The organism is Variovorax raffinosi (assembly GCF_051216615.1).
GTDB lineage: Bacteria > Pseudomonadota > Gammaproteobacteria > Burkholderiales > Burkholderiaceae_C > Variovorax.
The window spans coordinates 56,244-80,286 of sequence record NZ_JBPJZR010000008.1; the positions used below are offsets into that span (position 1 = coordinate 56,244).

Below are 24,043 nucleotides of genomic sequence, written 5' to 3' on the forward strand. Positions count from 1 at the left end.
AAAGTGAGCCCCGCGACAGCCCTCAAACGATCCCGCGCCCGCCCATGCGCACCGGCCATTTGGCGACGGTGCCGCGCTGCATCGATTCGAGCACCGTCTGCGTGAACACGTTGATGCTCACGTGCCGCGCGAGGTAGTGCTCCAGCACCAGCCCCAGCAGGTACGGGCTCGTGCCCGAGAAGCCCTCTTCGTCCACGCTCAGCGTGCACTGCACGCCGCGCCCGTAGATCAACGGCCCGGCACCCGGCAGCCGCCGCGTGACCGGCTGGATGCGCGAGCCGACGAGGCTGTCGATCTGGCGGGCCAGCACATCGTTGTCGGCCGTCACGAACAGCCGCAACATGTCGCGCAGCGCCTGTGCGCCTTCGCGGTGCGGCATGTCGGCCAGCGGCAGATGGTTGAAGCCCAACTGGCGAATCAGCCGCCACGCGATCTCGCGCTGCGCGAACGGCGACTTGGGCGTGCTCGGCGGGCGGATCAGGCCCACCGCCGACACCGGGATCGAATCGGCCACGGCCAGGTCGGAATGCCCGTTGCGCGGCACCAGGCACGGCAGGTCGCGGTTGGTGAGCATCGCCTTCACCGACAGATAGCGCAGGCTGTCGGGGTATGGCGCCTCGTGCTGGTCGACCAGCGACAGGAACACCTCGGTGCCGATGTACGGCGTGCGCGTGCCGTACTTGCGCGCCGTGTCCGACACCAGCCGGGGCTCGCGCCGCACCGAGAAGTAGCGGCCGTAGTTGCCCTCGTCTTCATTGAGCGTCTGGTAGAGCGGGCGGAACTCCAGCTCCGCCGTGGTTTGCGCCTGCTGTCCCCCGATGCGCTGGACCGAGTAGACCTCGAAGTCCAGTGGACGCGAGCGATCGGGCACGAGGTGAAATTCAGGCTGCGCCGCATTCAGTTCGATGCGGTCCGTGCGCCGCTCGAACAGGTTGACCACAGGCGTGCTGAACAGCGCGAACTGCCCGGCATCGACCAGCGAACCGAGCGCGCCCGGCGGCTTGCTCAGCAGCACGACGATCTCTACCTCCTTGCCGGGCACGCGCGCCAGGCCGGGTGCGAGCTGCGTGAGCGTGAAGAAGTAGAAGCGCTCGGGGCACGCGAAGTATTCGTGCAGCAGGTTGTGGCCGTGGAAGGTGTTCCACGTCAGCGGCAGCAGTCCCTCACCCGGCGCCAGTCCTTCGTGCACCAGCGCGCCGTCGGTCACCACATGCGGGCGCTCCATCAGCTTGCCGGGCTCGCCGACGAAGGTGGCCACCGCCGAGGTGTGCAGCAACTCGAACAGGTGCGAAGCGACCTGCTCGTTGCCGCGCAGGTACACGGGCAGGCGGTCGAGCCCCACCAGCGCGCTGAAACCCATCTCGCCCACGATGCGCAGCCGCAAACGCAGCGCGCCCGTCACCTGCACATGCGGCGGCACATAGCGCTCCAGCGCCGGAATGTCGGGTGGCGCGCCGGTGAGCTTGGCATCGACGATCTCGAAGGGCCACAGCGTCACGTCCTGGCTGGAGCGGAACTCGCACGGGGTTTCCTCGCCCGCCGGCACACGCGCATGGAAGGCCGTGCCGCGTGGCACCACGAAGCCGCGCGTGAAGTCGCCCTCTTTCACGCTGGGATGCAGTTGCGCCACCGCCATCGACGGCGTGGGGCTCAGGTAGTTCGGATACAGCACCTCCAGCAGCCGCTGCGTGAAGCGCGGAAACTCCGCGTCCAGCTTGATCTGCATGCGCGCCGACATGAAGCTGAACGACTCGATCAGCCGCTCCACATACGGGTCGGCCACTTCGATGCCGTGCATGCCCAGGCGGCGCGCAATCTTCGGATGCGAGCTGGCGAACTCGCTCGCCGCCTCGCGCATGTAGACCAGTTCCTTGTTGTAGTAATCCAGAAGTCGGGGTTCCATGAATGCGTCGATTCCCTGAAGAGTGATGGGTGGGGCGTGGGGCGTGAGATGTGACGGGCGCTTCAGCGCGCCGTGCTGATCACGCTCATGCGGTTGGTTTCAAGATCGACCGCGCTCTGCACCGTGAGCTCCAGCGGATAGGGACGCAGATTGATCATGGCGCGGATCTCGAACAGCAGGACGTTGTATTCCTCGGCCGCGCCGCCCTCCTTCATGAGCGGCACCACCGTCACCGTTTCCGGAATGAGGCGCGGCTCGTAGTCCTGGATGGCGCGGCGGATGATGCGTTCGATGTCCACCCACTTGCGCTCCGACAGGTAGCTGCCCGCCAGCGGCGGCACGCCGAAGTTGATGGTGGAAGACGCCGCATCGGCATGGCGCGTGCGGTCGATCAGGTCTTCGGCGTTGGTGGTGTTCAGCAGATGGGCCAGGTCGCGCTGCACGATGTCGCGCATCTGCGCCGGCGTGACGGTGTAGTCCGAAGGCAACTCCGAGGTACGACTGGGCGCCTCGTCGCGCAGGCGGTCGAACAGCGTGGGCAAAAGCTGCGCATTGGCGCGTGCCGCGGTCGCATCGGCCGGGCGGGGCGAACGGGCGCCGGGGTGGGCCGGGTGGGACCCGGTGAACGGAGACTGCTCGGTGAGTCGCATGGGGGCGGGAGATGGGTCGGGCTGAAGAGGGCCAGAGTCTTGCGTGGATGTCGGTTGCGCATTGCAAACAATCGTCACATCTGCGAAGCCTCTGGCGAAAAGGCGCGCAAACCGGGGATATGTCATGGGGTTTGCCCTTCTCAAGCGCCTACAGCACACGCCGCCCCTTGCCGACAGTCGCAACACCCGTGTAGCGCGATGCTGAAGCTGTCGTCAACAACGGAGTCCTCGCGTGAATTCCATCATCTACATCGTCGGTCTGGTCGTGGTCGTCGTGGCCGTGCTTTCGTTCTTCGGCCTTCGCTGAGACCGCGCACGCGCCAACGACTCGCACGCCATGAGAAACGGGGTCGCTCGCGGCCCCGTTTCTCATGGGCGCCGGCAACGCGCCGGGCATAATTCGCGCGCCCTGCCGCTGCGCCGGGCTTCACTTGCGAAGGGACCCTGTTGACCAACACCGCACTGCGCGAATCTGCTTTTCCGGATGCGGTGATCACCGAGGCGATCCGATGGGCCGAACAGAACGGCCCGCTCGACGACGCACAAGCCATGCGCACCGCCGCCACGCGCGCGGTCGACGCGCATGCGCAGGTCACCGACCGCGCACTGCAGCTGGGTGAACGCCTGGGCCTGCAACCCGAGATGGCACGCGCCCGCCAATGGGCGCCCTGGGTGCTGCTCGGGCTGGTGGCGCTGATCGTTGTCGCGGGCCTCGGCCTTGCGGGCAATGTGGTCGGCGGTGGCGAGCGCCACATCAACGTGATCGTCGCGCTCGTCAGCCTGCTGGGCCTGCATGCGCTGACGCTGCTGCTCTGGCTGGTCGGCCTGTGGCTTCCCCTCGGTTCGTTCAACACCGCATCACTCGGCTGGATCTGGCTGTCGCTCACCGCCCGCGTGGCCGGCGGCAAGCGCGGCCAGGCGCCGATGCTGGTGCGCGCCACCACCGGCCTGTTGGCCCGCGCCCGCTTGCTGCCCTGGGCCTTCGGACTCGTGAGCCACGGCATCTGGTCGCTGTCGTTCGCCGTGGTGCTGGCCGCGATGCTGTTCGCGCTCGCGTTTCGCAGCTACACGCTGAGCTGGGAAACGACGATCCTCGACCCCGCCTTCTTCGTGCGCGCGGTGCAGGTGCTGGGCTGGGCACCGGCGCACCTGGGCTTTCCGGTGCCCGATGCGGCGACCGTACTGGCTGCTGCGCCCGGCGCCGCGGGCCAGCGCACGTGGGCGCTGTGGCTGACCGGCTGCATCGTGGTCTACGGACTGCTGCCGCGCCTGGCACTGGTGCTTCTCAGCGCGGCCATCTGGAAGCGCCGCAGCAAGGCGCTGCAACCCGACTGGCACGAGCCGTACTACCGCAAGCTGCTGGCCCGCTTCGCCGCGCTTGCGCCGGCCGCCATCGTCGATGCCGATCCGGGCCGCATCCGTGGTGCGCTGCCAACCGGGCTGTCTGCTTCCGAGCTGCAGGACATGCTGTTCGTCATCGGCTTCGAGCTGCCGCCCGACATGCCGTGGCCACCGGCCGCCCTGCCCGCCGACGCCACGCAGGTGCTGCGCATCGACGGCAGCGCCCCCGCGCGCCGCGCCCTGCTCGACCAACTGGCACAGGCGCGCCCGCGCACCGTGCTGCTGGTGTGCCATGCCGCATCGAGCCCCGACCGTGGCACCGAACGCTTCGTGCGCGAAGTGCTGGCGCATTGCGGCGAATGCAGGCTCTGGCTGGCCGATACGCCCGGGGCCGTGGCAACGCAACGCTGGCTCGACTGGCTGCGCGACACCGGCCTGGAACGCATCGGGGCCAGCGACAGGCTCGACACTGCATTGCAGGGACTGGGGCCCACACCATGACCGCGTCGCCCATTCCACCCATCCGCATCGCCGTCGTCGGCCACACCAACGCGGGCAAGACCTCGCTGCTGCGCACGCTGACGCGGCGCGTCCACTTCGGCGAGGTGTCGCAGCGCCCCGGCACCACGCGCCATGTCGAATCGGTCGACCTCGAGGTGAACGGGCAAGCCGCCGTGCGCTTCTTCGACACGCCGGGCCTGGAAGATGCCGTCGCCCTGCGCGAACACCTCGCGGGCTTCGATGCGCAAGCCACGCCGCCCGAGCGCATCCGCCAGTTCTTGCAAAGCCCGGAAGCCCACGGCGTGTTCGAGCAGGAAGCCAAGGTGCTTCGCACCATGCTCGACATCGATGCGGCCTTTCTCGTGATCGATGTGCGCGAGCCGGTGCTGCCGAAGTTCCGCGACGAGATCGAGCTGCTCAACTCCTGCGCGCGCCCCGTGCTGCCGGTGCTGAACTTCGTGCGCGATGCCGCCAGCCGCGAGCCGGCCTGGAAAGAACTGCTCTCGGCCTACGGCCTGCATGTGCAGGTGCGCTTCGATGCGGCCGCGCCTTTCGTCGGCGCCGAGCAGGACCTGTACAACGACCTCGCCACGCTGCTGCGCGACCGCCGCGACCAGTTGCGCGGCGTGGTCGATGCGCTGGACGCCGAAGCCGGCCAGCGCCGGCACTCGGCCTGCGCGCGCATCGCCGCCTTGCTGGTCGATGCCGCGGCCGTGCGCCGCACCGTCTCCGCCACCGAATTCGCGGACACGGCCCGTCGGCAGACGCTGGTCACCGCGTTGCAGAAGGCCGTGTTCGACAAGGCACAGCGCTGCACCGACGACCTGCTCGCGCTCTACGGCTTTCGCCAGGGCGACGCCGACGAAGCACCGCTGCCGATGATCGAAGGCCGCTGGACGCTCGACTTCTTCAGCCCTGAAGCCATGAAGGACGCGGGCCTGCGGCTGGGCAAGGGCGCCGTCATCGGTGCCGCGGTGGGCGTGGTGGCCGACCTGGCCGTGGCCGGCATCTCGCTCGGCGCCGGTGCGGCGCTGGGCGGTGCCATCGGCGGCGCGGTCTCGCAAGGCTGGGGGCCGCTGGGCCGCAAGATCGCGAACAAGCTGCGCGACATGCACGAACTCACGGTCGAAGACGGCGTGCTGTTCGCGCTGGTCGCATGGCAGCTCAAGCTCACGCAGGCGCTGGAGCAACGCGGCCATGCGGCCACGCAGCGCATCAGCGCCGAGACGCCGAAAGACGGCGATGCGCCCACGCGCGCCGCGGCGGCCGCGGTGCGCGCAGCACAGCCGGCGCGCAATCACCCCGAATGGGAATCGACCGGCGGCGTGGTGCGCAGCTTCTGGCGCCCTTCGCCGCAACGCGAAGCCCTGGTCGCGGACCTCGGGCACGAACTGCAACGGGCCTTCGACGAAGAGACTTGAGTCGCATCAGCCTGCACTGGTGGCGGGCTTCGCCTGTTTGAGGCATTCGTTCTTTGACGCCGCTTGGGAGCGGGTGCATTCGGGGCGAGTGCGAATGACACCAGGTGCTCCCCTCCGCGAATGTCCCCCGCTTCGCTCCTCCTTTATTTCGCTGCGGGGAGCACCTGGTGTCATTCGCACATGGACGCGCTGCTGGTGAGCCCGCGATCAACGACCGCTCTGAGCGCTCGCGCCGATACGGGGCTCTTTTTCGCGAAATAAAGGAGGAGCGAAGCGGGGGACATTCGCGAAAAAGAGCACCGTGTCGGCGTGAGCGTCGCCCTGAACAGCAGCGCCCCCGAACACACAACAGCAAGAAGAAGCGAAAACCAGCCACCTGTGCTGCAATTCGCCCATGGCTGACCCGACCTTAGACGACCTTCGCCGCTATGCCGTAGCGCGCACCCTCTTCAAGCCCACCACACTGCCCGGCGCAATCCGCCAACTCGGTTTCGTGCAGGCCGACCCGATCCGGGCCCCGGCACGCGCACAAGACCTGACGCTGCGCCACCGCGTGAAGGACTACCGCGCAGGCGATCTCGAAAGCCGCTACACCCGGCTCGCCGTCGAGGAAGACTGCCTCGTCAACTACGGCTTCCTGCCGCGTGAACATCTCGCGCTGATGCATCCACGCGAAGCCAAGCGCGCATGGGACGCGGACACGCGGCGCAAGGCAGCCGCAGTGCTGGCTTATGTACAGGAACACGGCCCGGTGCATCCGCGCCAGGTCGAACAACACTTCGCGCATGGCAGCGTCAAGAACTACTGGGGCGGCTCGAGCAACGCGACCACGCGCCTGCTCGATGGCCTGCACTACCGGGGCATGCTGCGCGTGGTGCGGCGCGACAGCGGCACGCGCGTCTATGAAGCGGTAACGCATCAGCCCGCCGACGACAGCCCCGCCGGCCGCGCGCAACGCGCCGCCGCGCTGATCGCACTGGTGGTGCGCAAGTACGCACCGCTGCCCGCAGCAAGCCTGACGTATCTCGTGCGCCTGCTGGGCTACGGCGCCCCGCATCTTTCGACGCAGACACAGGCCGCCCTGCGCCTGGCCCGTGAAGAACTTGCCAGTTGCCGCATCGACGGCACGACCTGGTACTGGCCCGCCGACGAAAACCCGGCTTCGCGGCGCCACGCACCCGACGACGCGGTGCGCCTGCTCGCGCCCTTCGACCCGGTGGTGTGGGACCGCCGCCGCTTCGAGCTGCTGTGGGACTGGACATACAAGTTCGAGGCCTACACGCCCGCGCCGAAGCGCCAGTTCGGCTACTACGCGCTGCCGATGCTGTGGCACGACCGCGTGATCGGCTGGGCCAACGTGACGGCGCCCGAAGGCCAACTGAAACCGGCTTTCGGCTATGCGGGCAAGAAGCCGCGCGACGCCGCGTTTCGCGCGGCACTCGACGACGAACTGCATCGCATGACGCAGTTCCTGGCCGGCCGCTGATGCGCGCGCTTCTATAATCGCGCCCCTCAGCCAGCCGCCCTGCAAGGGCCCGCCAGCCGTCTTCGAAGGAACGAAGACGACAGCCGCACAGGACCGACGCCATGCTGTCGCGACCGGTGGCTGACACCCCCGCGACACCACAAGACTCACGAACAACACCAGCCGCTTGCCTGCATCGGGCAAGCGTCGGTCGTGCGCGTCGCACTCACAACTTGATTCACGAGAAGCCATGGCACGCGCCGCACGCGTGCCGCAGCCACTCCCCCTATCGCACCTATCGCAGGACACAGGAGAAGCTGCACATGACATCCAGAAACCGCCAACGATTCCGCCTCTCGCACTGCCGCCGGGCCACGCTCGCGGCCACCGCACTGGCGCTGAGCGCCGCCGCGCCGGCCTATGCCGAGGACAAGGACGAAACCGGCGAGCCGCGCAGGGCACTGCCCACCGTCACCGTGTCGGGCGACGCGGGCGAAACCGCACACGGCCCCGTGACCGGCTTCGTCGCCAAGCGAGGCGGCAGCGCCACCAAGACCGACACGCCGCTGATCGAAACCCCGCAAGCCATCTCGGTCGTCACGCGCGACCAGATGGAAGCGCAGGGCGTGCTCACGCTGCGCGAAACCACCAACTACACGGCTGGGGTGGTGTCGAGCTACTTCGACAGCCGCGTCGATTCGTTCAAGGTGCGCGGCGGCGACGCGGTGCAATACCTCGATGGCCTGCAGCGCGGCTACGGCGTCTACAACACGACCAAAGCCGAGCCCTACACGCTGGAGCGCGTCGAGTTGCTGCGCGGCCCGTCGTCGGTGCTGTACGGCCAGGGCGGGGTCGGCGGCGTGCTCAACCTCGTCTCGAAGCGGCCACAGGCCGAGACGCAGCGCGAAGTGCAACTGCAGTTGGGCAACAACAACCGCAAGCAGATCGCGGCCGATTTCACCGGTGCGCTCGACACCGAAGGCAAGTGGCTCTATCGCCTCGTGACCGTGGGGCGCGACAGCGGCACGCAGGTCGACCATGTGGCCGACGACCGCGTCGTGGTCGCGCCGTCGCTGACCTGGCGCCCGAGCGCTGACACCTCGCTCACGCTGCAGGCGCTCTACCAGAAGGACAAGAGCGGCTCGCTCATCGGCTTCTTTCCGTGGCAAGGCACGCTGCTGCCTTCGCTCTACGGGCAGATACCCACTTCGACCTTCACCGGCGAGCCAGGCTTCGATCGCTACGACTCGCGCAACAGCTCGATCGGCTACCTGTTCAGCCACCGCTTGAACGACACCTGGACCTTCCGCCAGAACCTGCGCGCATCCGAAAGCAAGGTGATCTACAACACCTCGTACACCAGCTTCACCGCCAACCGCCTCACGCGGCGGCCCGCGCGGCCGGTGTTCAACGCCGACCAGCGCACCATCGAACGCGACCTGAGCAGCGACATCAACGGCGGCAAGATGCTGCTGCTCGACAACCAGGCCGAAGCGCACTTCAAGACCGGCGAGGCAGAGCACACGCTGCTGGTCGGCGCGGACTTCCAGCGCAACACCACGTCCAAGTGGTCGGGCCGCGGACGCGCCGGCGCGCTCGATGTCTATGCGCCGGTCTATGGCAACTACACGCCGCCGACCAGCTACACGCGCTCGCCCGAGGTGGTGCAAAAGCAGATCGGCATCTACGCGCAGGACCAGGTCAAGTACGGCCGCTGGATCGGCCTGCTGGGCCTGCGCCACGACAAGGCGACCACAAACACCGAAGGCCGGCCCACTGCAACGGCCGACGACAAGGCCACCACCAAGCGCGCCGGCCTGATCTACCTGGCCGATGGTGGATGGGCGCCCTACCTGAGCTATGCCGAATCCTTCCTGCCGCTGGGCGGCGTCGACCTGAACAACACGCCCTTCAAGCCGCAGCGCGGCAAGCAGTGGGAAGCCGGCATCAAGTGGGAGCCCGAAGGCCAGCGCACCTCGTTCATGGCGGCCGTGTACGACCTGCGCGACACCAACCGCAAGACCACCGACCCGACCAATCCGCTCAACAACGTGCAGCTCGGCGAAGTGCATGTGAAAGGCCTGGAGCTGGAATACAAAGGCAGCATCGCGCGCGACTGGGACTGGATTGCCTCGTACGCCTACACCGATGCGCGCGTGTCGCGCAGCAACGGCGCGGACCTGGGCAAGCGCATCTCGGGCGTGCCCAAACACACGGCATCGGCCTGGGTCACGCGTCGCTTCTCCATCGGCGGCGTGCCCGGTTTCTCGGTGGGCGGCGGCGTGCGCTACCTGGGCGAATCGTGGGACGGCATGGACGGCATCCGCACGCCCTCGGCCACGCTGTTCGACGCGATGGTCGCCTGGGACAACGGCCCGCTGCGCCTGTCGCTCAACATCGCCAACCTGACCGACAAGGTGCAGCTCACGACCTGCCTGGCGCGCGGCGACTGCTTCTACGGCCAGCGCCGTACAGTGACTGCGAACGCGGCGTATCGCTTCTGAAGAAAATCCCCGCGCGACGGAAGGTCTGGCGCGCCGGCGACATCTTGTGCGCGGGGGCTGCTCCTAGAATCGCGCCGTTGTCCGGTTCGCCGGACGGCAAGCGTTCTCAGGGCGGGGCGAAACTCCCCACCGGCGGTAATGGCAGCGAAAGTTGCACGAGCCCGCGAGCGCCTTTGGCTTGCAACGCGCAAGCCGAAGGGTCAGCAGATTTCGGTGCAATTCCGAAGCCGACGGTCACAGTCCGGATGAAAGAGAGCGCGAAATGCGGGTCGGCCCGCGCGCTTTTTTTTAATGGAGCGCGCGAGTTGCCCTGTGGTTTCGTGCGCCCTGATTCAGGAAACCTGCTTTCAAGAGGCACACCATGAGTCAGATCAACGACCTTCCCCTCTCCGCCATTGCCGCATCGGATTCGCCGCGCGGCACGCGCATCGCATTCGTCGAGGCGCAGTGGCATTCCGACATCGTCCACCAGGCACGCGATGCCTTCCTTGCCGAGATGGACCGGCTCGGCGTGGCGCGCGACCTCATCGACATCTTCGATGTGCCGGGCGCCTTCGAGATCCCGCTGCATGCAAAGCGGCTGGCCAACTCGGGCAAGTACGCGGGCATCGTCGCGTGCGCGCTGGTGGTCGATGGCGGCATCTACCGCCACGAGTTCGTCGCGAGCACGGTCGTCAGCACGCTGATGTCGCTGCAGCTCGAGACCGACGTGCCGATCTTCTCGGCCGTGCTCACGCCGCATCACTTCCACGAGCATGTGGAGCATCGCAAGTACTTCCACCGCCACTTCGCGGTCAAGGGCACCGAAGTGGCCGAGGCCTGCTTCAACACGCTCGAAGGCCTGAAGAAAGTCGACGCGCTGCTGGCCGCGTGACAACAGGCGCAAGCCTGCAGTAATCTGGGCGGATGGTTTCCACATCCGCCTCCAGTGACCGCTACACCCTCTACGGCGCGCCCGGCTCGGGCGCCACGCCGATCCATGCCGCGCTGACGCTGATCGGCGCGCAGGTCGACACTGTCGACGTCGCCACGTGGGAGAGCGAGGCCGAGCGCGATCGCGTGGCAAGCATCAACCCGATGCGGCAAGTGCCCGCGCTCGTGCTGCCTTCGGGCGAAGTGATGACCGAGAGCGCGGCCATCCTGATCTGGCTGGGCGACCGCTACCCGCAAGCCGGCCTTTGCCCCGCGCCTGACGACCCCATGCGTGCGCGCTACCTGCGCTGGATGGTCTACCTGCCGGCCGCCATCTATTCGCTGCTCTGGGTGCGCGACGACCCGCAGCGGCTCGTGCCCGACCCTGCCGCGCAACCCGCGATGCTCGAACGCTCGGCCGAGCGCATCGCACATTGCTGGCACCTGATGGACACGCAGATCGACGAACCCGCGCCCTATCTGCTGGGCGAGAAGCTCAGCATGCTCGACCTGTACGTGACCGTGATGTCGCGCTGGACGCCGCAGCGCCGACGCTTCTACCGCGTGGCGCCGCGCATGACCCCGGTGGTGCGGCGCGTGGATGCCGATCCGCGGCTGGCCGACTTTTGGGCCGCGCGCTTTCCCTTCACGACGGAACACGACGCCCCGCAAAGCTGACGCCGACTCTTTTCATCATCGACACCATGACCGCACGCACCCCGACCACCGCTTACCCGATGACCATCTTCCACAAGCCCAACTGCAGCACCTCGCGCAATGTGCTGGGCCTGATCCGCGAAAGCGGCGTGGAGCCAGAGATCGTTCTGTACCTGGAAACGCCGCCCTCGAAGAAGAAGCTGCGCGAGTTGGCGAAGGCCATGGGTTTCGGTGCGCGCGACCTGCTGCGCACGAAGGAAGCGCCTTATGAAGAACTGAACCTGGCCGATCCGAACTGGACCGACGACCAGTTGTTCGACTTCATCGTCTCGCACCCGATCCTGCTGCAGCGGCCCATCGTGGTGTCGCCGCGCGGCACGCTGATGTGCCGGCCGTGGGAGCGGGTGCGCGAGATCCTGCCGGCTTGAGAAGAAGCCCGAGAAGCTCAGATCAGGCTCTCGCTTCGAGGAGCACGCTGCCGCCAAGCTGAGTTCAGATGCCAAGTGCAGCTCTTGATGAAGCCCGGATCCCGTACCTTGGCAAACCGAAGATTTGCTTGATCACGCCGATCGCGTGCTTCACACGAGTCAGCGCTGCCTCGCTGTTGTCTTCGCCAACAGTGTGCTCAAGCGTCAGTTCCAGGCCGATGCGCTAAGAATGGCCCCGCCGCCGGAGCAAGCCGGTGCCGCTACTGCGCTACTTGGGCCGGGGTTTAACCGGAGCGTCGAGGAATTCCCGCGCCAGGGCGCCGCGTTGTGATGCTGATGCACGCATTGCATTTTTCTTCACCCGCACCGACCCAACATCACAACTTTGGTACCCCGGGCATCCTGAATCACGCAACGAAATCTCTTGCAAGGGAATCATCTTATAGAAATATTTCCAATGCACTCCGAAAGAAATTAAATATTGGCAAACGAAAAAACAAATTATCAATTCCAGAAAATCCAAAAGTTTTTTCATCCACCAACACGCACCTACATCAAAACTCACGTCCCTAGTTCATTTTTCACCAGATAATCGGTCCATTCTTCTCCATCTCGGAACTGAAGAATATTCAAAAGATCGAGGAAAGCATGAGGGATAAGATAAATGTGGTTGTAGTGATCCCTTTTTATAATGGATCAAAATTCATCGAGCGCTCACTACAAAGCGTGCTTGAGCAGTCAACCCCGGCAAGTGAAATAATAATTGTCAATGACGGATCGAGCATTGAAGAAAGAAATTTTCTTCATGCATTGCCCGCTCACCACTCCATAAAAATTATTGACAAGAAAAACGGCGGTCAAGGCTCCGCCAGAAATGCGGGCGTTGCGGCGAGCACTGCGAATTTCATTTGCTTTCTCGATCAAGATGACTTTTTTCTCCCCGATCACATCGAAACATTGATAAAAGCTGTTCCCGAATCTCATACGCAATTTGGATTCGCCTATGCTGACCTCAAAATTGCGGATGGTGATGGCAACATTTTACTTGCGACATTCATTAAAGATAACTCAAATCAAAATCCAAAAACTTCTTTAGTTAATCTTCTGCGAAATGACATGTTCGTTCTTCCATCCGCCTCCATCATCGCTCGCAAAGCATTTGATGCCACCGGCGGATTCGACGAACAATTCATCGGCTACGAAGATGATGATTTGTTTTTGAGAATTTTTCGAAAGGGATTTGCGAATTTATTCATTGACCGCGCTGTAACAGTCTGGTGCATTCACCGAGATAGCACTTCTTACACAATTAAAATGTCGAGAAGCAGGTTTCGCTATTTTGTGAAATTGTCGATTAATTTCAATGACGATGTTCATCGTGGCTTATTTTTCTTCAGAGATTGTCTGCTGCCCAGATTTGGCATAATATTCGTAAGAGAAGCAGCAAGAGCCAGTGTAGAAAAAAGCGAACATCGCGCCGAGATTTATGAAATTCTCCGAAAATTCTCCAAAATGACTTCCGCAAATATTTATGTGGGGCGCCGCCAAAAAATCAAATATGCGCTTGCGGCCTTTTTGCTCACGTCATGCCCGGCATGGGTCTTTCGTGTATTCAGGTTCACGCTACGTCTACCTGTTATTCGTCAGCTTATCGTTCGTCGACTATTCGTTTGACGATTACCGCTGAATCTGTCGGCGGGACCTCGGTGTTTGCAGCACTCGACGCGGGTGCGATCGTCTACGCAGAGGTACGTGCTGGCGGCCAGGATACCGTTGCCGATCTTCCTGTCGCAGCCGTCCTCGATCTTTCAGACGCGGCGGCGTTGCAAGCGGCTGGCCCATCCGATGGGGTAGTCGAATACCGTCGGCGGCGCAATCGCCGAGCAACTGTTCGCGTATCTGTCCCCAAGCGGGCAATTTGCGTCTGTCGTGCTCCCTTCCCCCCACCAGCGGACGGGTCGGGCCGCTTCACCCCTGTGATTGTCGAATTCGATAGGCCTCGGTTACAGCGCTTCGTGCGAGAGATGGCAGAGAAGGGACACCAGATGTCTATCGCGCACACGCTGAAACTTGCGGACGCGGCCAAGGCGCACGCGATGTTGGAGCAAGGGGACCGCGCGGAAAGATCGTCCTGGCTGTTTGACCGGGCAGCCCCTCCTGGCCTGAAGCCCAGGCCGCGAGCGTCTCCATCCTCGTGGCGCAACGTCACAGTGAAAGATATCGACACAACAAACGCCGGCAGCACGTGCCCCTGTCGACGCACCCCATACAGCACGGGCATGCCTTGTTTCCAGAGGTCTTTGCCACAAGAGACCATCTGCTGCGTCAGTCATCGCTGAATAACGCCGATCCAATCTCTCAGTCTTCGTCTTGACGCACCCCGCGTAGCGCACCAAGCACCGCACGATGCAGGCGCTCAGGCACGTAGTGATCGGCCTGTATGTCGGGCGTCACACCATGCGTGAACACCTCGTCGGTGATCGGCAGGAAATTCCGGTCCCACTCAGCCCATTGCCGACGCAACCGCTCGAAGACCTCCGGCTCGCGTTCACGCAGGTTGGCCCGTTCGCGCTGGTCGACGGCCACGTCGAACAGGAACTCGTTGTCGTTGATCTTGAGGTACTTCCAGTCGCCGTCACGCACCGCGCGCTGCGACTGCGCCTTGTAGCGCCAATAGAGCTGCCTCGGATGCACGGGCGCACGGCCCTCCAGCACCGGCAGGATGTTCTCGCCGTCGCTGGGGAAATCGGGATGCGTCGCCACGCCCGCAGCCGCGAGCAGGGTCGGCAGCCAGTCCATCGAGATGGTCACCTGCGGCTGAACCTGCGGGGCGAGCCGCTGGCGCCAGCGCAGCAGCGTCGGCACGCGCAACCCGCCTTCGAGCAGCTCGGTCTTCTGTCCAGTGAAGGGCCAGTTCTTGGAAAAACGCTCGCCGCCGTTGTCGCTGGTGAAGACGACGATGGTGTTGTCACCCAGGCCGCCTTGGTCGAGCGCTGTCAGCACCTGCCCGACGGCTGCATCGAGTGCGCCCACGATCTTTCCGTAGGTCTCGAGGTTGCCGCCGTCGTAGTGAAAGAGGTCCTTGAGCCCGCGCGAGACGTGCTCGTCCTCCGGCCCTTCCCAGGGCCAATGCGGCGCCGTGAAATGCAGCGAGAGAAAGAAGGGTTTGTCGGGGGTCTCGGCACGCTCGCGCACATAGGCCACGGCTTCGTCGGCGAGGATCTGCGTGTAGTAGCCGGTGCGCTCGACCGGCACCTCACCTTCGTAGAGATCACGCGGCAGGTCGTCGCCGATGCCCGCCTTGTGCGTGAAGTAGTCGACCGCACCGCCGAGGTTGCCGAAGAAGCGGTCGTAGCCGCTGCGCTGCGGGCCGTACTCGGGCGGTCGACCCAGATGCCACTTTCCGACAAGCGCGGTGTCATAGCCCGCGGCCTTGAGCAGCGAAGGCAGCGTCGGGTGTTCGGGCGGCAGGCCGAGGCCCTTGCCGCCAGTGGCGATCGGCTCTTCCAGCCCGCCTCGCAGCCGGTATTGGTAGCGCCCGGTGATCAGCGCAAAGCGCGTCGCCGAGCAAACGGCCGAGTTGGCGTAGGCCTGGGTGAAACGCACGCCCTCCGCGGCAAGGCCGTCGAGATGCGGGGTCGCGAAGCCGGTCTGGCCGTAGACGCCGAGGTCCGCATAGCCGAGGTCGTCCGCCAGGATGAAGACGATGTTGGGGGTCTTGCTGCTGCTCATCGCCATCCACCTCACTGCCTGGCGGCCAGGCCCGCCGCGTTGGTGGGCGTCCAGAAACTCTCGAGCTGAAGTTCCTTGAGCGCCCGCGCCAGGAAGCTCGGATCGGCCCAGGCCCTGGCATCGAAGGTCTGGCGGACGATGCCGACCTTCTTCGCGCCGTCGATCACGTCGGTGTAGTGCGAGACGTAGCCGTCGTCCAGCAGCGGCGAGTAGCGCTCCTTGAGCGAGGCACCCTCGAAGTCGCTGCTGAACAGCGCGACGGGCTGGCCGCTGATCTCGCCGAAGCGCGCGAACAGCGCATCGCGCTTGCTGTTGTCGGACGCCGACTGCGCCTGCTTCACGATCACCTTGATCAACCGCGTGAGAGCTTCCGGATGCTGCTTCGCGAAGGCGTCGGTCGCGATCACGCCAGAGTTGATGCCGTAGATCGGCCCCCTGCCCCGGGTGCTGACAGGAATATCGGCCGTGCCCGCAAGCTTGAGCAACTGAAGGTCGGAGCCGCCGAAGGTCGCGTCGATGTCCTTGTTGACGAGTGCCGCCTTCGAGGTCGGCCAGTCGAGGTTGGTGAAGCGCACGTCCTTCTCGGTCAGGCCGGCATCTTCGAGCAGGCGGTTGAAGGACAACTGGTAGGCCGTGCCGCGCAGCACCGCGACGCGCTTGCCCTTCAGGTCCTTGAAGCTCTGGATGTTGCTGCCCAGCGCGGTCGCCAGGTAGCTGTTGCTGTTGCGCCCGCCCGAGGCGACAAGCCGCGTCTTCAGGCCGTTGGCACGACCGATCACGCCGGCCAGGTCGCCCAGGAACACGACGTCGAGCTGGTTCGCTGCCAGTGCCTCGTTGATGGCCGGGCCGGCGCCCTTGAAGAACTTCCATTCGATCTTGACGCCGTCTTTCTCGAACTCGGCCTCCAGCGCCTTCTGGGCATAGACGAGCGACACCGGTCCGGCGCCGGCAAAGGACTTGCCCTGGCTGCCCTGCTCCGGCGCGGCGAGGCGGATCACCTTGGGCAGGTCGGCGGCGGATGCCAGGGTGGGGCCGAGCAGACCGGCCAGCAGGGCGAAGGCAATGAAGGGCCTGCGGCCAGCAGAAAGATATGAAGTGCGCATGGAAGGCTTTCGATGGAAAAAATCAGATGGCGAACCGCATGGACTTGGCCGGTTGCCCTGAAGACTCGGTGAGCACACGTTCCTTGGCCCCGAAGAAAGCGGGGCTCGCCTGGTCACTTCAAGCGTGCCGTCGTCAGCCCAGACATCGACGCGCCGAACCCGCCGCCGATGGCAGGCGGGAAGACACACGCGTGAGTTGAAGTTCGTGATGCATTGCGATGGAGCCCGCATTCTGATTTGCGGGCCACGCATTCAGAACGAATCAAATGTCAGTTGCATATAGCCGACTCAACCAACGCCGAGGCCGATGCGGGCGAGTGCCCGAAGGCTGGCGCGATGGCGCGTGCGGGGTCTGGAACGACCTGCCGCAGCGTCGCAACTAGGCGACCGCTTCCTGTGCAAGGCCCCATGCGACGTGTTCGCGCACGAGTTCGCTTGGGTGTCCGACGCGTGTTGCCAGCGCCTCCTGCGCCCCGCTCTCACCCGACCGCACCGCATTGCCCAACGCCACCGCAATGTTGCGCAACCAGCGCTCGTGCCCGATGCGCCGGATCGGGCTGCCTTCGGTGCGGCGCAGAAAGTCCTCTTCGCTCCACGCGAACAGCTCGGCCAGCGTGCGCCCCGTGAGCCCTTCGCGCGCATCGAAGTCGGGCAGTTCGCTCTTCTTGGCGAACTTGTTCCAGGGGCAGATCAACTGGCAGTCGTCGCAGCCATAGATGCGGTTGCCCATCAGCGGCCGCAGCTCCAGCGGGATTGGACCGCCGTGCTCGATGGTCAGGTACGAGATGCAGCGCCGCGCGTCCAGCCGCCGCGGCGCCACGATGGCCTGCGTCGGGCAGATGTCGATGCAGGCGCTGCAACTGCCGCAGTGCGCCGTCACGGGCTCGCTCGGCGGCAGTTCCATGTCGACGTAGATCTCGCCCAGGAAGAACATCGAGCCCGCGTTGCGGTCGAGCACCAGCGTGTGCTTGCCGCGCCAGCCCTGCCCGCTGCGCGAAGCCAGCTCGGCTTCGAGCACCGGGGCCGAGTCAGTGAAGGCGCGGTGGCCGAAGGGGCCGACCTCTTCGGCGATGCGCTCGGCCAGTTTCGCGAGCCGGTTGCGCAGCACCTTGTGATAGTCGCGGCCCCGCGCATACACCGACACGATGGCCTCGCCGGGCCGCGTGAGGCGGTCGAACTCGATGGCCTGCCACTCGGGATCGGTGTCGCGCGGCAGGTAGTCCATGCGCGCGGTGATCACGCTCACCGTGCCCGGCACCAGCTCGGCCGGACGCGCGCGACGCGTGCCGTGCGTTGCCATGTATTGCATCTCGCCATGGAACCCATGGGCCAGCCATTGCATCAGACCGTCCTCGGCGCTCGATAAATCGACGCCCGCGATTCCGATTTGGGAGAATCCGAGTTCCCGGGCCAATGCCTGAATACGAACAACGAGTGGATGGCTGACGATCACTTGCCGATTGTAGAAACGCCCAAGGGCACCACACGCACTCTGCGCTGGTGCAGCGAAGCCGACACCGATGCTTTCGCGCGATCACTCGCCGCCGCGCCCGCGTTGCGCGATGCCTTCATCGCACTCGAAGGCGACCTTGGCGCCGGCAAGACCACTTTCGTACGACATCTGCTGCGCGCGCTCGGCATCGAAGGCCGCATCAAGAGCCCGACCTATGCCGTGGTCGAGCCGCACGAAGCGCCCGACGGGCTGGCGATCTTCCATTTCGACTTCTACCGTTTCGCCGATCCGCGCGAATGGGACGACGCGGGCTTTCGCGACATCTTCGCGGGCCCCGGCCTCAAGCTGGCCGAATGGCCAGAAAACGCCGCGGGCCGCACACCACCTGCCGACCTAGCTATTAAAATCGAAGCAATGACTGACGACACACGCAGCGTGACCCTCCTCGCGAACACCCCTCGCGGCAGCGATCTGCTGGCGCGCATCGCCGCATGAAGGCGGGCGGTATCAAACGGCGCGTGCTGCTGCAGGGCGGCAGCATCGCGCTGATGCTCGGCGTGCACCAGATCGCGCGCGGCGCCACCATCCTCGCCGTGCGGGTCTGGCCCGCCGCCGACTACACCCGCGTGACCATCGAGTCCGACACCCGCCTCAACTCGCAGCAGCTCGTGGTCGGCAGCCCGCCCCGGCTGGCCGTCGACATCGAGGGTATCGACCTCAACCCCGAGCTGCGCGAGCTGGTCGGCAAGATCAAGCCTGGTGACCCGTACATCAACGGCCTGCGTGTCGGGCAGAACGCGCCGAAGGTGGTGCGCATCGTGTTCGACCTGAAGCAGGCCGTGGTGCCGCAGGTGTTTTCGCTGGCACCCGTGGCGGCCTACAAGCACCGGCTGGTGCTCGACCTGTACCCCGAGCAGGCCATCGACCCGATGGAAGCGCTGATCGCCGAGCGGCTGCGCGACGCGCCCAAGTCCACCGCTGGCAACAACAGCAGCAACAACGGCACGGCCGTGGCGGGCGTATCGCCTTCGCCCGCAGCGCCGCCGGGTGTTGCGCCTGCAACGGTGCGCCCTGCCGTGCCGGCCGGTGACCCGCTGGGCGAGCTGATGGCGCAGCAATCGACGCGCCCCGGCCCGTCCACCGTGGCACCGCCCGTCGTGGCGGGGAACGACCGTCCGACCGCCCCACCCGTGCTCGTGGCCCCACCACCGCCCGTGGCCGGCCCGGCACCGGTCAGGCCCGTCGCGCCGCCACCACCGGTGGCCGTCGCACGCGGCGGCGCCACCGCGAGCCGCACCGACCGCATCATCATCGTGGCGCTCGACCCCGGCCATGGCGGTGAAGACCCCGGCGCCATCGGCCCGGCCGGCACGCGCGAGAAAGACATCGTGCTGCAGGTCGCGCACCGTCTGCGCGAGCGCATCAACGCGGGCAGCGTCAACGGCAGCCCGATGCGCGCCTTTCTCACGCGCGACGCCGACTTCTTCGTGCCGCTGGGCGTGCGCGTGCAGAAAGCGCGGCGCGTGCAGGCCGACCTGTTCGTGAGCATCCATGCCGACGCCTTCACCACGCCCGCCGCGCGCGGCGCCAGCGTGTTCGCGCTGAGCCAGAGCGGTGCGTCGAGCAGCGCCGCGCGCTGGATGGCCAACAAGGAGAACGACGCCGACAAGGTCGGCGGCGTCAACGTCGGCGGCCACGAGGCACAGGTGCAACGCGCCCTGCTCGACATGAGCACCACCGCGCAGATCAACGACAGCCTGAAGCTCGGCGGCGCGATGCTGGGCGAGATCAAGAACATCGGCGCGCGGCTGCACAAGGGCCAGGTCGAGCAGGCCGGCTTCGCGGTGCTGAAGGCGCCGGACATTCCCAGCGTGCTGGTGGAAACCGCCTTCATCAGCAACCCTGAAGAAGAAGCCAACCTGCGGCGCGTGGACTACCAGGAAAGCCTGGCCGACGCGCTCATGCGCGGCATCCAGCGCTACTTCGCGCAGAACCCACCGCTGGCGCGCAGCAGACAGCTCTGATTCGAGCCGGACGCCTTTGTAAAGCAAAGGTGCGCCCTCGTGTCCCACGCCGCCCGACCCATGGGACCGCACAGGCAGGCGCGGCAGACTCCTACACCCGCTGCACCTTGCTTTTGGACATGATGAGCCATCACTCCTCGAAAGGTGGACATCATGAACACACGACTCTGGATCGCTGCAGTCGCAGCCACTTCGGTCATGACCATTGCGGGCTGCGCCAGCGGCCCCAACCAGAACCTCGGTACCGGCGTCGGTGCGGTAGGCGGGGCGCTGGTGGGACATGCCATTGGTGGGAACACCGGCGCCACATTGGGCGGTGCAGCCATCGGCGGCATCATCGGCAACCAGGTGGGTCGTAACGCCGACGAGCGCAACAATTACAACCAGCAGCGTTATCCGTCGGGCAGCGGCTACTACCCGAGCAACGGCCCGAACTACTGATCCGCTCGCGGCCTGAGCCGGCAAAAAGAAACGCGCCCTCGGGCGCGTTTGTCATGGGTTGGATCGGAAGAAGGCGATCGGTCAGGCAGTCAAGCCTGTGGCACCTGCGCCGCGCGTGCCTTCTCGGCCTTCGAGGCGCGCCATGCGCCATAGATGGCCAGCAGGCCCGGCACGAAGATCAGCGCCCAGATGATCTTGTCCAGATGCTGCTTCACGAACGGCAGGTTGCCGAAGAAGTAGCCGGCGGTCACGATGCCCAGCACCCAGATCAGCGCGCCCACCACATTGAACATGGTGAACTTCGCGCGGTTCATTTCCGCCACGCCCGCCACGAACGGCGCAAAGGTGCGAATGAAGGGCATGAAGCGCGCCAGGATGATGGTGATGCCGCCGTACCGTTCGTAGAAACCGTGGGCCTGATCGAAGGCCTTGCGATTGAAGAAGCGCGAGCTTTCCCACTGGAACACCTTCGGCCCGAAGTAGCGGCCGATCGAATAGTTGGTCTGGTCCCCGAGGATGGCCGCGGCGATCAGGATGCCGCAGGCCAGCGGGAAATTCATGAGCCCCGCGCCGCACAGCGCGCCGACGATGAAGAGCAGCGAATCGCCCGGCAAGAACGGCATCACCACCGCACCTGTCTCCACAAAGACGATCAAAAATAGCAACGCATAGACCCAGGGACCATAGGTAATGACGAAGGCTTGGAGGTGTTTGTCGACATGCAGGATGAAGTCGACAAGAAGGCTGATGATTTCCATGGGCGCGGATTATCCTTGTTGAACCCGAACGCACCCTGAATCACCCCATGCTTCACATACGCGCCGCCCTCGATGCGGACTGGCCGGCCATCTGGGCCGTCCTCGAACCCACCTTCCGACGTGGCGACACCTACACCTATCCGCCCGACGTGACCGAAGAACAGGCACGCCATTCGTGGATGAAAGTGCCCACCGCCATCTTCGTGGCCTGCAACGAAGATGGCACGGTGCTCGGCACCTACGTCATAAAGCCCAACCAGCCGGGCCAGGGCGCGCATGTGAGCAACTGCGGCTACGTGGTGTCCGACGCCGCGCGCGGCCTGGGCGTCGCCTCGGCGCTGTGCGAACACTCGCAGCAGGAGGCCATCCGCATGGGCTTTCGCGCGATGCAGTTCAACTTCGTGGTGTCCACCAACGAAGGCGCCGTGCGGCTCTGGCGCAAGATGGGTTTCGACATCGTCGGCACCCTGCCCGGCGCCTTCAGGCATCGACAGCACGGCTACGTGGACGCCTTCGTCATGTTCAAGCAATTGTTGCAACCTCGATAAAACCACCTCACCCGGAGACACACACGATGACAGGTCAATACATCCAGATGAAAGCCGCTGACGGCAGCGGCAGCTTTCGCGGCTACCTCGCACTGCCCGAAGGCGGCACCGGCCCCGGGCTGGTGATCGCGCAGGAAATCTTCGGCATCAACCACACCATGCGCGAGGTGGCCGACTACTACGCAGAAGAAGGCTACGTGGCGCTGGTGCCCGACCTGTTCTGGCGCCAGGAGCCGAACGTCGAACTCGGCTACAGCGAAGCCGACTGGCAGCGCGCCTTCGCGCTCTATGGCGGCTTCGACGAAGCCAAGGGCATGCAGGACATGCAAACTGCCATCGATGCATTGCGCGGCCGTGCCGAAGTCACCGACAAGAAGGTCGGCGTGCTCGGCTTCTGCCTGGGCGGCAAGCTGGCGTACCTCTCGGCCTGCCGCACCGACGCCGATGCGGTCGTCGGCTACTACGGTGTCGGCATCGATGCCGCGCTCGACGAGGCCGACAACATCAAGTGTCCGCTGACGCTGCACGTGGCCGAACTCGACAAGTTCTGCCCACCCGAAGCGCGTGACCGCATCGTGCAGACGCTCAAGGGCCGCCCCGGGGTTTCGGTGTACGTGTATCTCGGCATGGACCACGCCTTCGCGCGTGCCGGCGGCGAACACTTTCACAAGCCCTCGGCGCTGATGGCGCACGAGCGCAGCATCGCCACGCTGAAAGACGCCATCGGCCCGAACTACGACCTGTCGGCGCTGTGGGACAAGCACTGCGAATACGAGTTCGGCACGCGCAATGTCGATGACACCATGGGCACCATGGTGGCCGAGCCTTATGTCAATCACATTCCGACGATGACCGGTGGCGTGGGCTACAAGGCATTGCACGCCTTCTATACGAACCACTTCGTCAACAGCAACCCGCCCGACACCGCGCTCACCTCGATCTCGCGCACCGTGGGTGCCACGCAGGTGGTGGATGAACTGCTCTTCACCTTCACGCACACCAGCGAGATTCCGTGGATGCTGCCGGGCGTGAAGCCCACCGGCAAGCGCGTCGAGGTGCCGCTGCTCGCGGTCATCAAGTTCCGTGGCAACAAGCTCTATCACGAGCACATCTACTGGGACCAGGCCAGCGTGCTGGTGCAGGTCGGCCTGCTCGATCCCAAGCTGCTGCCGGTGGCGGGCATCGAGACGGCGCGCAAGCTGCTGGACGAGAACCTGCCGTCGAACACCCTGCTCGCGTGAACGCCCGCGGATGAAGAAGATCGACCCCCGGCTCCTGCAGGCTTTTGTGGCGGTTGCCCGCGAGGGGTCGGTGTCCCGTGGGGCGCAGCGCCTTTTTCTCACGCAGCCGGCGGTGAGCCTTCAGCTCAAGGAACTGGGCGCGCTGGTCGAGCTGGAGCTGTTCCAGCGCACGCCCACCGGCCTGCTGCTGACGCGCGACGGCGCCGCGCTGCTGAACCACGCCGAGCACGCGCTCGAGGGCCTGAACGACTTCGCCATTGCCGCCGAACGCATGAAAGGCGGCGTGAGGGGATCGCTGCGCATCGGCACCATCCTCGATCCGGAGTTCACCCGGCTCAGCTCGCTGCTCAAGGAACTGGTGACGCTGGCGCCCGAACTCGAAACCGAACTGCACCACGGCACCAGCGGCGAAGTGCTCGCCAAGCTGCTCAACAAGGAGCTGGACATCGGCTTCTACCTGGGCGACCCGAATGCGAGCGACCTGCCGCAAGCCAGCTCGGCCTCGCGCCGCAATGAAGGCAAGACCTTTCATTCGGAGGTGCTGACCCGCTTCTCCTACCAGGTGATCGGCCCGAGCGGCTGGGCGCCCCAGGTGATGGGACGCGACTGGCCGGACCTGATCTGCCTGCCGTGGGTGCTGGCACCGCCGACCTCGTCGCACTCGCGCCTGCTGGCACCGGTGCTCCAGGCGCGCGGGCTGGTGCTGAAGAAGGCCGCGCAGGCCGACCAGGAGTCGTCGATGCTCGCGCTGGTACGGGCGGGTGTGGGCATCTCCCTGGCGCGCGATGCCGTGGCACTGCGCGCCAGCCAGCGCGACGGGCTGGTGATTGCGGACCGGGTCAGCATCGAGAGCGATCTGCGCTTCATCTGCCTTGCCGGATCGCTCAAGCGCCAGGAAGTGGCTTGCGCGGTGCAGGCCCTGTCGCGCGCCTGGCGGATCGCTTTCTGATCGATGAACGGC

21 protein-coding genes and 1 riboswitch are annotated in these 24,043 nt (G+C 65.3%); of the genes, 14 read left to right on the forward strand and 7 right to left on the reverse strand.

Translation table 11 applies throughout. The annotated features are described in order from the left end of the window. Positions 1-22: 22 nt before the first annotated feature. Both tssF and tssE read right to left on the reverse strand, forming a co-directional pair. Positions 23-1,903, reverse strand: a complete 1,881-nt coding sequence (gene tssF, locus ACSFB7_RS22810; protein ID WP_435474220.1) for a type VI secretion system baseplate subunit TssF — start codon at positions 1,901-1,903, stop codon at positions 23-25. 62 nt (positions 1,904-1,965) lie between these two features. After that, a complete protein-coding gene (tssE, locus tag ACSFB7_RS22815) occupies positions 1,966-2,553 on the reverse strand; it encodes a type VI secretion system baseplate subunit TssE (protein ID WP_435474222.1) in 588 nt (195 codons plus the stop codon). Positions 2,554-3,000: 447 nt separating this feature from the next. Here tssE and ACSFB7_RS22820 point away from each other — a divergent pair, with 447 nt between their 5' ends. The 7 genes from ACSFB7_RS22820 to arsC all read left to right on the forward strand — a co-directional run bounded on the left by ACSFB7_RS22820 (position 3,001) and on the right by arsC (position 11,782). Further along, positions 3,001-4,395 (forward strand): DUF2868 domain-containing protein, encoded by a 1,395-nt coding sequence (locus ACSFB7_RS22820; protein WP_435474224.1) that lies wholly within the window; start codon positions 3,001-3,003, stop codon positions 4,393-4,395. Further along, complete coding sequence (locus ACSFB7_RS22825) at positions 4,392-5,816, forward strand: GTPase/DUF3482 domain-containing protein (protein WP_435474226.1); 1,425 nt, start codon at positions 4,392-4,394, stop codon at positions 5,814-5,816. The genes ACSFB7_RS22820 and ACSFB7_RS22825 overlap by 4 nt, the downstream gene beginning before the upstream one ends. 394 nt (positions 5,817-6,210) lie before the next feature. Next, positions 6,211-7,302 carry a DNA glycosylase AlkZ-like family protein gene (locus ACSFB7_RS22830; RefSeq protein WP_435474228.1) on the forward strand — a complete coding sequence of 364 codons (1,092 nt, stop codon included), beginning with the start codon at positions 6,211-6,213 and terminating at the stop codon, positions 7,300-7,302. Positions 7,303-7,604: 302 nt separating this feature from the next. Continuing rightward, entirely contained in the window at positions 7,605-9,785 is a 2,181-nt protein-coding gene (locus tag ACSFB7_RS22835) for a TonB-dependent siderophore receptor (protein WP_435474230.1), read from the forward strand. Positions 9,786-9,883: 98 nt separating this feature from the next. Continuing rightward, positions 9,884-10,046, forward strand: a riboswitch (FMN riboswitch). A gap of 100 nt (positions 10,047-10,146) precedes the next feature. After that, on the forward strand, positions 10,147-10,659 hold the full coding sequence (locus ACSFB7_RS22840) for a 6,7-dimethyl-8-ribityllumazine synthase (protein ID WP_435474232.1): 513 nt from the start codon (positions 10,147-10,149) through the stop codon (positions 10,657-10,659). A 32-nt stretch (positions 10,660-10,691) separates the two neighbouring features. Further along, on the forward strand, positions 10,692-11,375 hold the full coding sequence (locus tag ACSFB7_RS22845; RefSeq protein WP_435474234.1) for a glutathione S-transferase family protein: 684 nt from the start codon (positions 10,692-10,694) through the stop codon (positions 11,373-11,375). A gap of 26 nt (positions 11,376-11,401) precedes the next feature. After that, positions 11,402-11,782 (forward strand): arsenate reductase (glutaredoxin), encoded by a 381-nt coding sequence (arsC, locus tag ACSFB7_RS22850; protein WP_435474236.1) that lies wholly within the window; start codon positions 11,402-11,404, stop codon positions 11,780-11,782. Positions 11,783-12,050: 268 nt separating this feature from the next. Here the strand turns inward: arsC and ACSFB7_RS22855 are convergent, their stop codons facing one another. Beyond that, positions 12,051-12,347 (reverse strand): hypothetical protein, encoded by a 297-nt coding sequence (locus tag ACSFB7_RS22855; RefSeq protein ID WP_435474238.1) that lies wholly within the window; start codon positions 12,345-12,347, stop codon positions 12,051-12,053. A gap of 83 nt (positions 12,348-12,430) precedes the next feature. Here ACSFB7_RS22855 and ACSFB7_RS22860 point away from each other — a divergent pair, with 83 nt between their 5' ends. Further along, on the forward strand, positions 12,431-13,456 hold the full coding sequence (locus tag ACSFB7_RS22860; RefSeq protein WP_435474240.1) for a glycosyltransferase family 2 protein: 1,026 nt from the start codon (positions 12,431-12,433) through the stop codon (positions 13,454-13,456). A 684-nt stretch (positions 13,457-14,140) separates the two neighbouring features. Here the strand turns inward: ACSFB7_RS22860 and ACSFB7_RS22865 are convergent. From ACSFB7_RS22865 to queG, 3 genes are all read right to left on the reverse strand, one after another. Further along, positions 14,141-15,514: a sulfatase family protein gene (locus tag ACSFB7_RS22865; protein WP_435474242.1), complete on the reverse strand. Its 1,374-nt coding sequence runs from the start codon at positions 15,512-15,514 to the stop codon at positions 14,141-14,143. 11 nt (positions 15,515-15,525) lie between these two features. Then, positions 15,526-16,617: an ABC transporter substrate-binding protein gene (locus ACSFB7_RS22870; RefSeq protein WP_435474244.1), complete on the reverse strand. Its 1,092-nt coding sequence runs from the start codon at positions 16,615-16,617 to the stop codon at positions 15,526-15,528. Between the two features lie 379 nt (positions 16,618-16,996). Next, positions 16,997-18,070 (reverse strand): tRNA epoxyqueuosine(34) reductase QueG, encoded by a 1,074-nt coding sequence (gene queG / locus ACSFB7_RS22875; RefSeq protein WP_435474246.1) that lies wholly within the window; start codon positions 18,068-18,070, stop codon positions 16,997-16,999. On the opposite strand from queG, the gene tsaE reads away from it, so the two are divergent. The 3 genes from tsaE (at position 18,056) to ACSFB7_RS22890 (ending at position 20,535) form a co-directional block, all read left to right on the forward strand. Beyond that, entirely contained in the window at positions 18,056-18,565 is a 510-nt protein-coding gene (gene tsaE / locus ACSFB7_RS22880; protein ID WP_435474248.1) for a tRNA (adenosine(37)-N6)-threonylcarbamoyltransferase complex ATPase subunit type 1 TsaE, read from the forward strand. The genes queG and tsaE overlap by 15 nt on opposite strands. Next, positions 18,562-20,094 (forward strand): N-acetylmuramoyl-L-alanine amidase, encoded by a 1,533-nt coding sequence (locus tag ACSFB7_RS22885; RefSeq protein WP_435474250.1) that lies wholly within the window; start codon positions 18,562-18,564, stop codon positions 20,092-20,094. The genes tsaE and ACSFB7_RS22885 overlap by 4 nt, the downstream gene beginning before the upstream one ends. Before the next feature lie 153 nt (positions 20,095-20,247). Further along, positions 20,248-20,535: a glycine zipper domain-containing protein gene (locus ACSFB7_RS22890; protein WP_435474252.1), complete on the forward strand. Its 288-nt coding sequence runs from the start codon at positions 20,248-20,250 to the stop codon at positions 20,533-20,535. Between the two features lie 89 nt (positions 20,536-20,624). On the opposite strand, the gene ACSFB7_RS22895 is transcribed toward ACSFB7_RS22890, so the two are convergent. Then, positions 20,625-21,293: a DedA family protein gene (locus ACSFB7_RS22895; RefSeq protein WP_435474254.1), complete on the reverse strand. Its 669-nt coding sequence runs from the start codon at positions 21,291-21,293 to the stop codon at positions 20,625-20,627. Positions 21,294-21,340: 47 nt separating this feature from the next. Here ACSFB7_RS22895 and ACSFB7_RS22900 point away from each other — a divergent pair, with 47 nt between their 5' ends. Genes ACSFB7_RS22900 through ACSFB7_RS22910 form a run of 3 tightly spaced genes read left to right on the forward strand, consistent with a single transcriptional unit; the run spans position 21,341 to position 24,031 of the window. Then, positions 21,341-21,841 (forward strand): GNAT family N-acetyltransferase, encoded by a 501-nt coding sequence (locus tag ACSFB7_RS22900; protein WP_435474256.1) that lies wholly within the window; start codon positions 21,341-21,343, stop codon positions 21,839-21,841. Positions 21,842-21,867: 26 nt separating this feature from the next. Continuing rightward, a complete protein-coding gene (locus tag ACSFB7_RS22905; protein WP_435474258.1) occupies positions 21,868-23,082 on the forward strand; it encodes a dienelactone hydrolase family protein in 1,215 nt (404 codons plus the stop codon). Positions 23,083-23,092: 10 nt separating this feature from the next. Continuing rightward, positions 23,093-24,031, forward strand: a complete 939-nt coding sequence (locus ACSFB7_RS22910) for a LysR family transcriptional regulator (protein WP_435474260.1) — start codon at positions 23,093-23,095, stop codon at positions 24,029-24,031. Positions 24,032-24,043 lie beyond the last annotated feature (12 nt).

Bases quoted from the DNA above. Each gene is read 5' to 3' on its own strand.
- tssF (WP_435474220.1), bottom strand. From the start codon at position 1,903: ATGGAACCCCGACTTCTGGATTACTACAACAAGGAACTGGTCTACATG.
- tssE (WP_435474222.1), bottom strand. From the start codon at position 2,553: ATGCGACTCACCGAGCAGTCTCCGTTCACCGGGTCCCACCCGGCCCAC.
- ACSFB7_RS22825 (WP_435474226.1), top strand. From the start codon at position 4,392: ATGACCGCGTCGCCCATTCCACCCATCCGCATCGCCGTCGTCGGCCAC.
- ACSFB7_RS22830 (WP_435474228.1), top strand. From the start codon at position 6,211: ATGGCTGACCCGACCTTAGACGACCTTCGCCGCTATGCCGTAGCGCGC.
- ACSFB7_RS22835 (WP_435474230.1), top strand. From the start codon at position 7,605: ATGACATCCAGAAACCGCCAACGATTCCGCCTCTCGCACTGCCGCCGG.
- ACSFB7_RS22840 (WP_435474232.1), top strand. From the start codon at position 10,147: ATGAGTCAGATCAACGACCTTCCCCTCTCCGCCATTGCCGCATCGGAT.
- ACSFB7_RS22845 (WP_435474234.1), top strand. From the start codon at position 10,692: ATGGTTTCCACATCCGCCTCCAGTGACCGCTACACCCTCTACGGCGCG.
- arsC (WP_435474236.1), top strand. From the start codon at position 11,402: ATGACCGCACGCACCCCGACCACCGCTTACCCGATGACCATCTTCCAC.
- ACSFB7_RS22860 (WP_435474240.1), top strand. From the start codon at position 12,431: ATGAGGGATAAGATAAATGTGGTTGTAGTGATCCCTTTTTATAATGGA.
- ACSFB7_RS22865 (WP_435474242.1), bottom strand. From the start codon at position 15,514: ATGAGCAGCAGCAAGACCCCCAACATCGTCTTCATCCTGGCGGACGAC.
- ACSFB7_RS22870 (WP_435474244.1), bottom strand. From the start codon at position 16,617: ATGCGCACTTCATATCTTTCTGCTGGCCGCAGGCCCTTCATTGCCTTC.
- tsaE (WP_435474248.1), top strand. From the start codon at position 18,056: ATGGCTGACGATCACTTGCCGATTGTAGAAACGCCCAAGGGCACCACA.
- ACSFB7_RS22885 (WP_435474250.1), top strand. From the start codon at position 18,562: ATGAAGGCGGGCGGTATCAAACGGCGCGTGCTGCTGCAGGGCGGCAGC.
- ACSFB7_RS22890 (WP_435474252.1), top strand. From the start codon at position 20,248: ATGAACACACGACTCTGGATCGCTGCAGTCGCAGCCACTTCGGTCATG.
- ACSFB7_RS22895 (WP_435474254.1), bottom strand. From the start codon at position 21,293: ATGGAAATCATCAGCCTTCTTGTCGACTTCATCCTGCATGTCGACAAA.
- ACSFB7_RS22900 (WP_435474256.1), top strand. From the start codon at position 21,341: ATGCTTCACATACGCGCCGCCCTCGATGCGGACTGGCCGGCCATCTGG.
- ACSFB7_RS22905 (WP_435474258.1), top strand. From the start codon at position 21,868: ATGACAGGTCAATACATCCAGATGAAAGCCGCTGACGGCAGCGGCAGC.
- ACSFB7_RS22910 (WP_435474260.1), top strand. From the start codon at position 23,093: ATGAAGAAGATCGACCCCCGGCTCCTGCAGGCTTTTGTGGCGGTTGCC.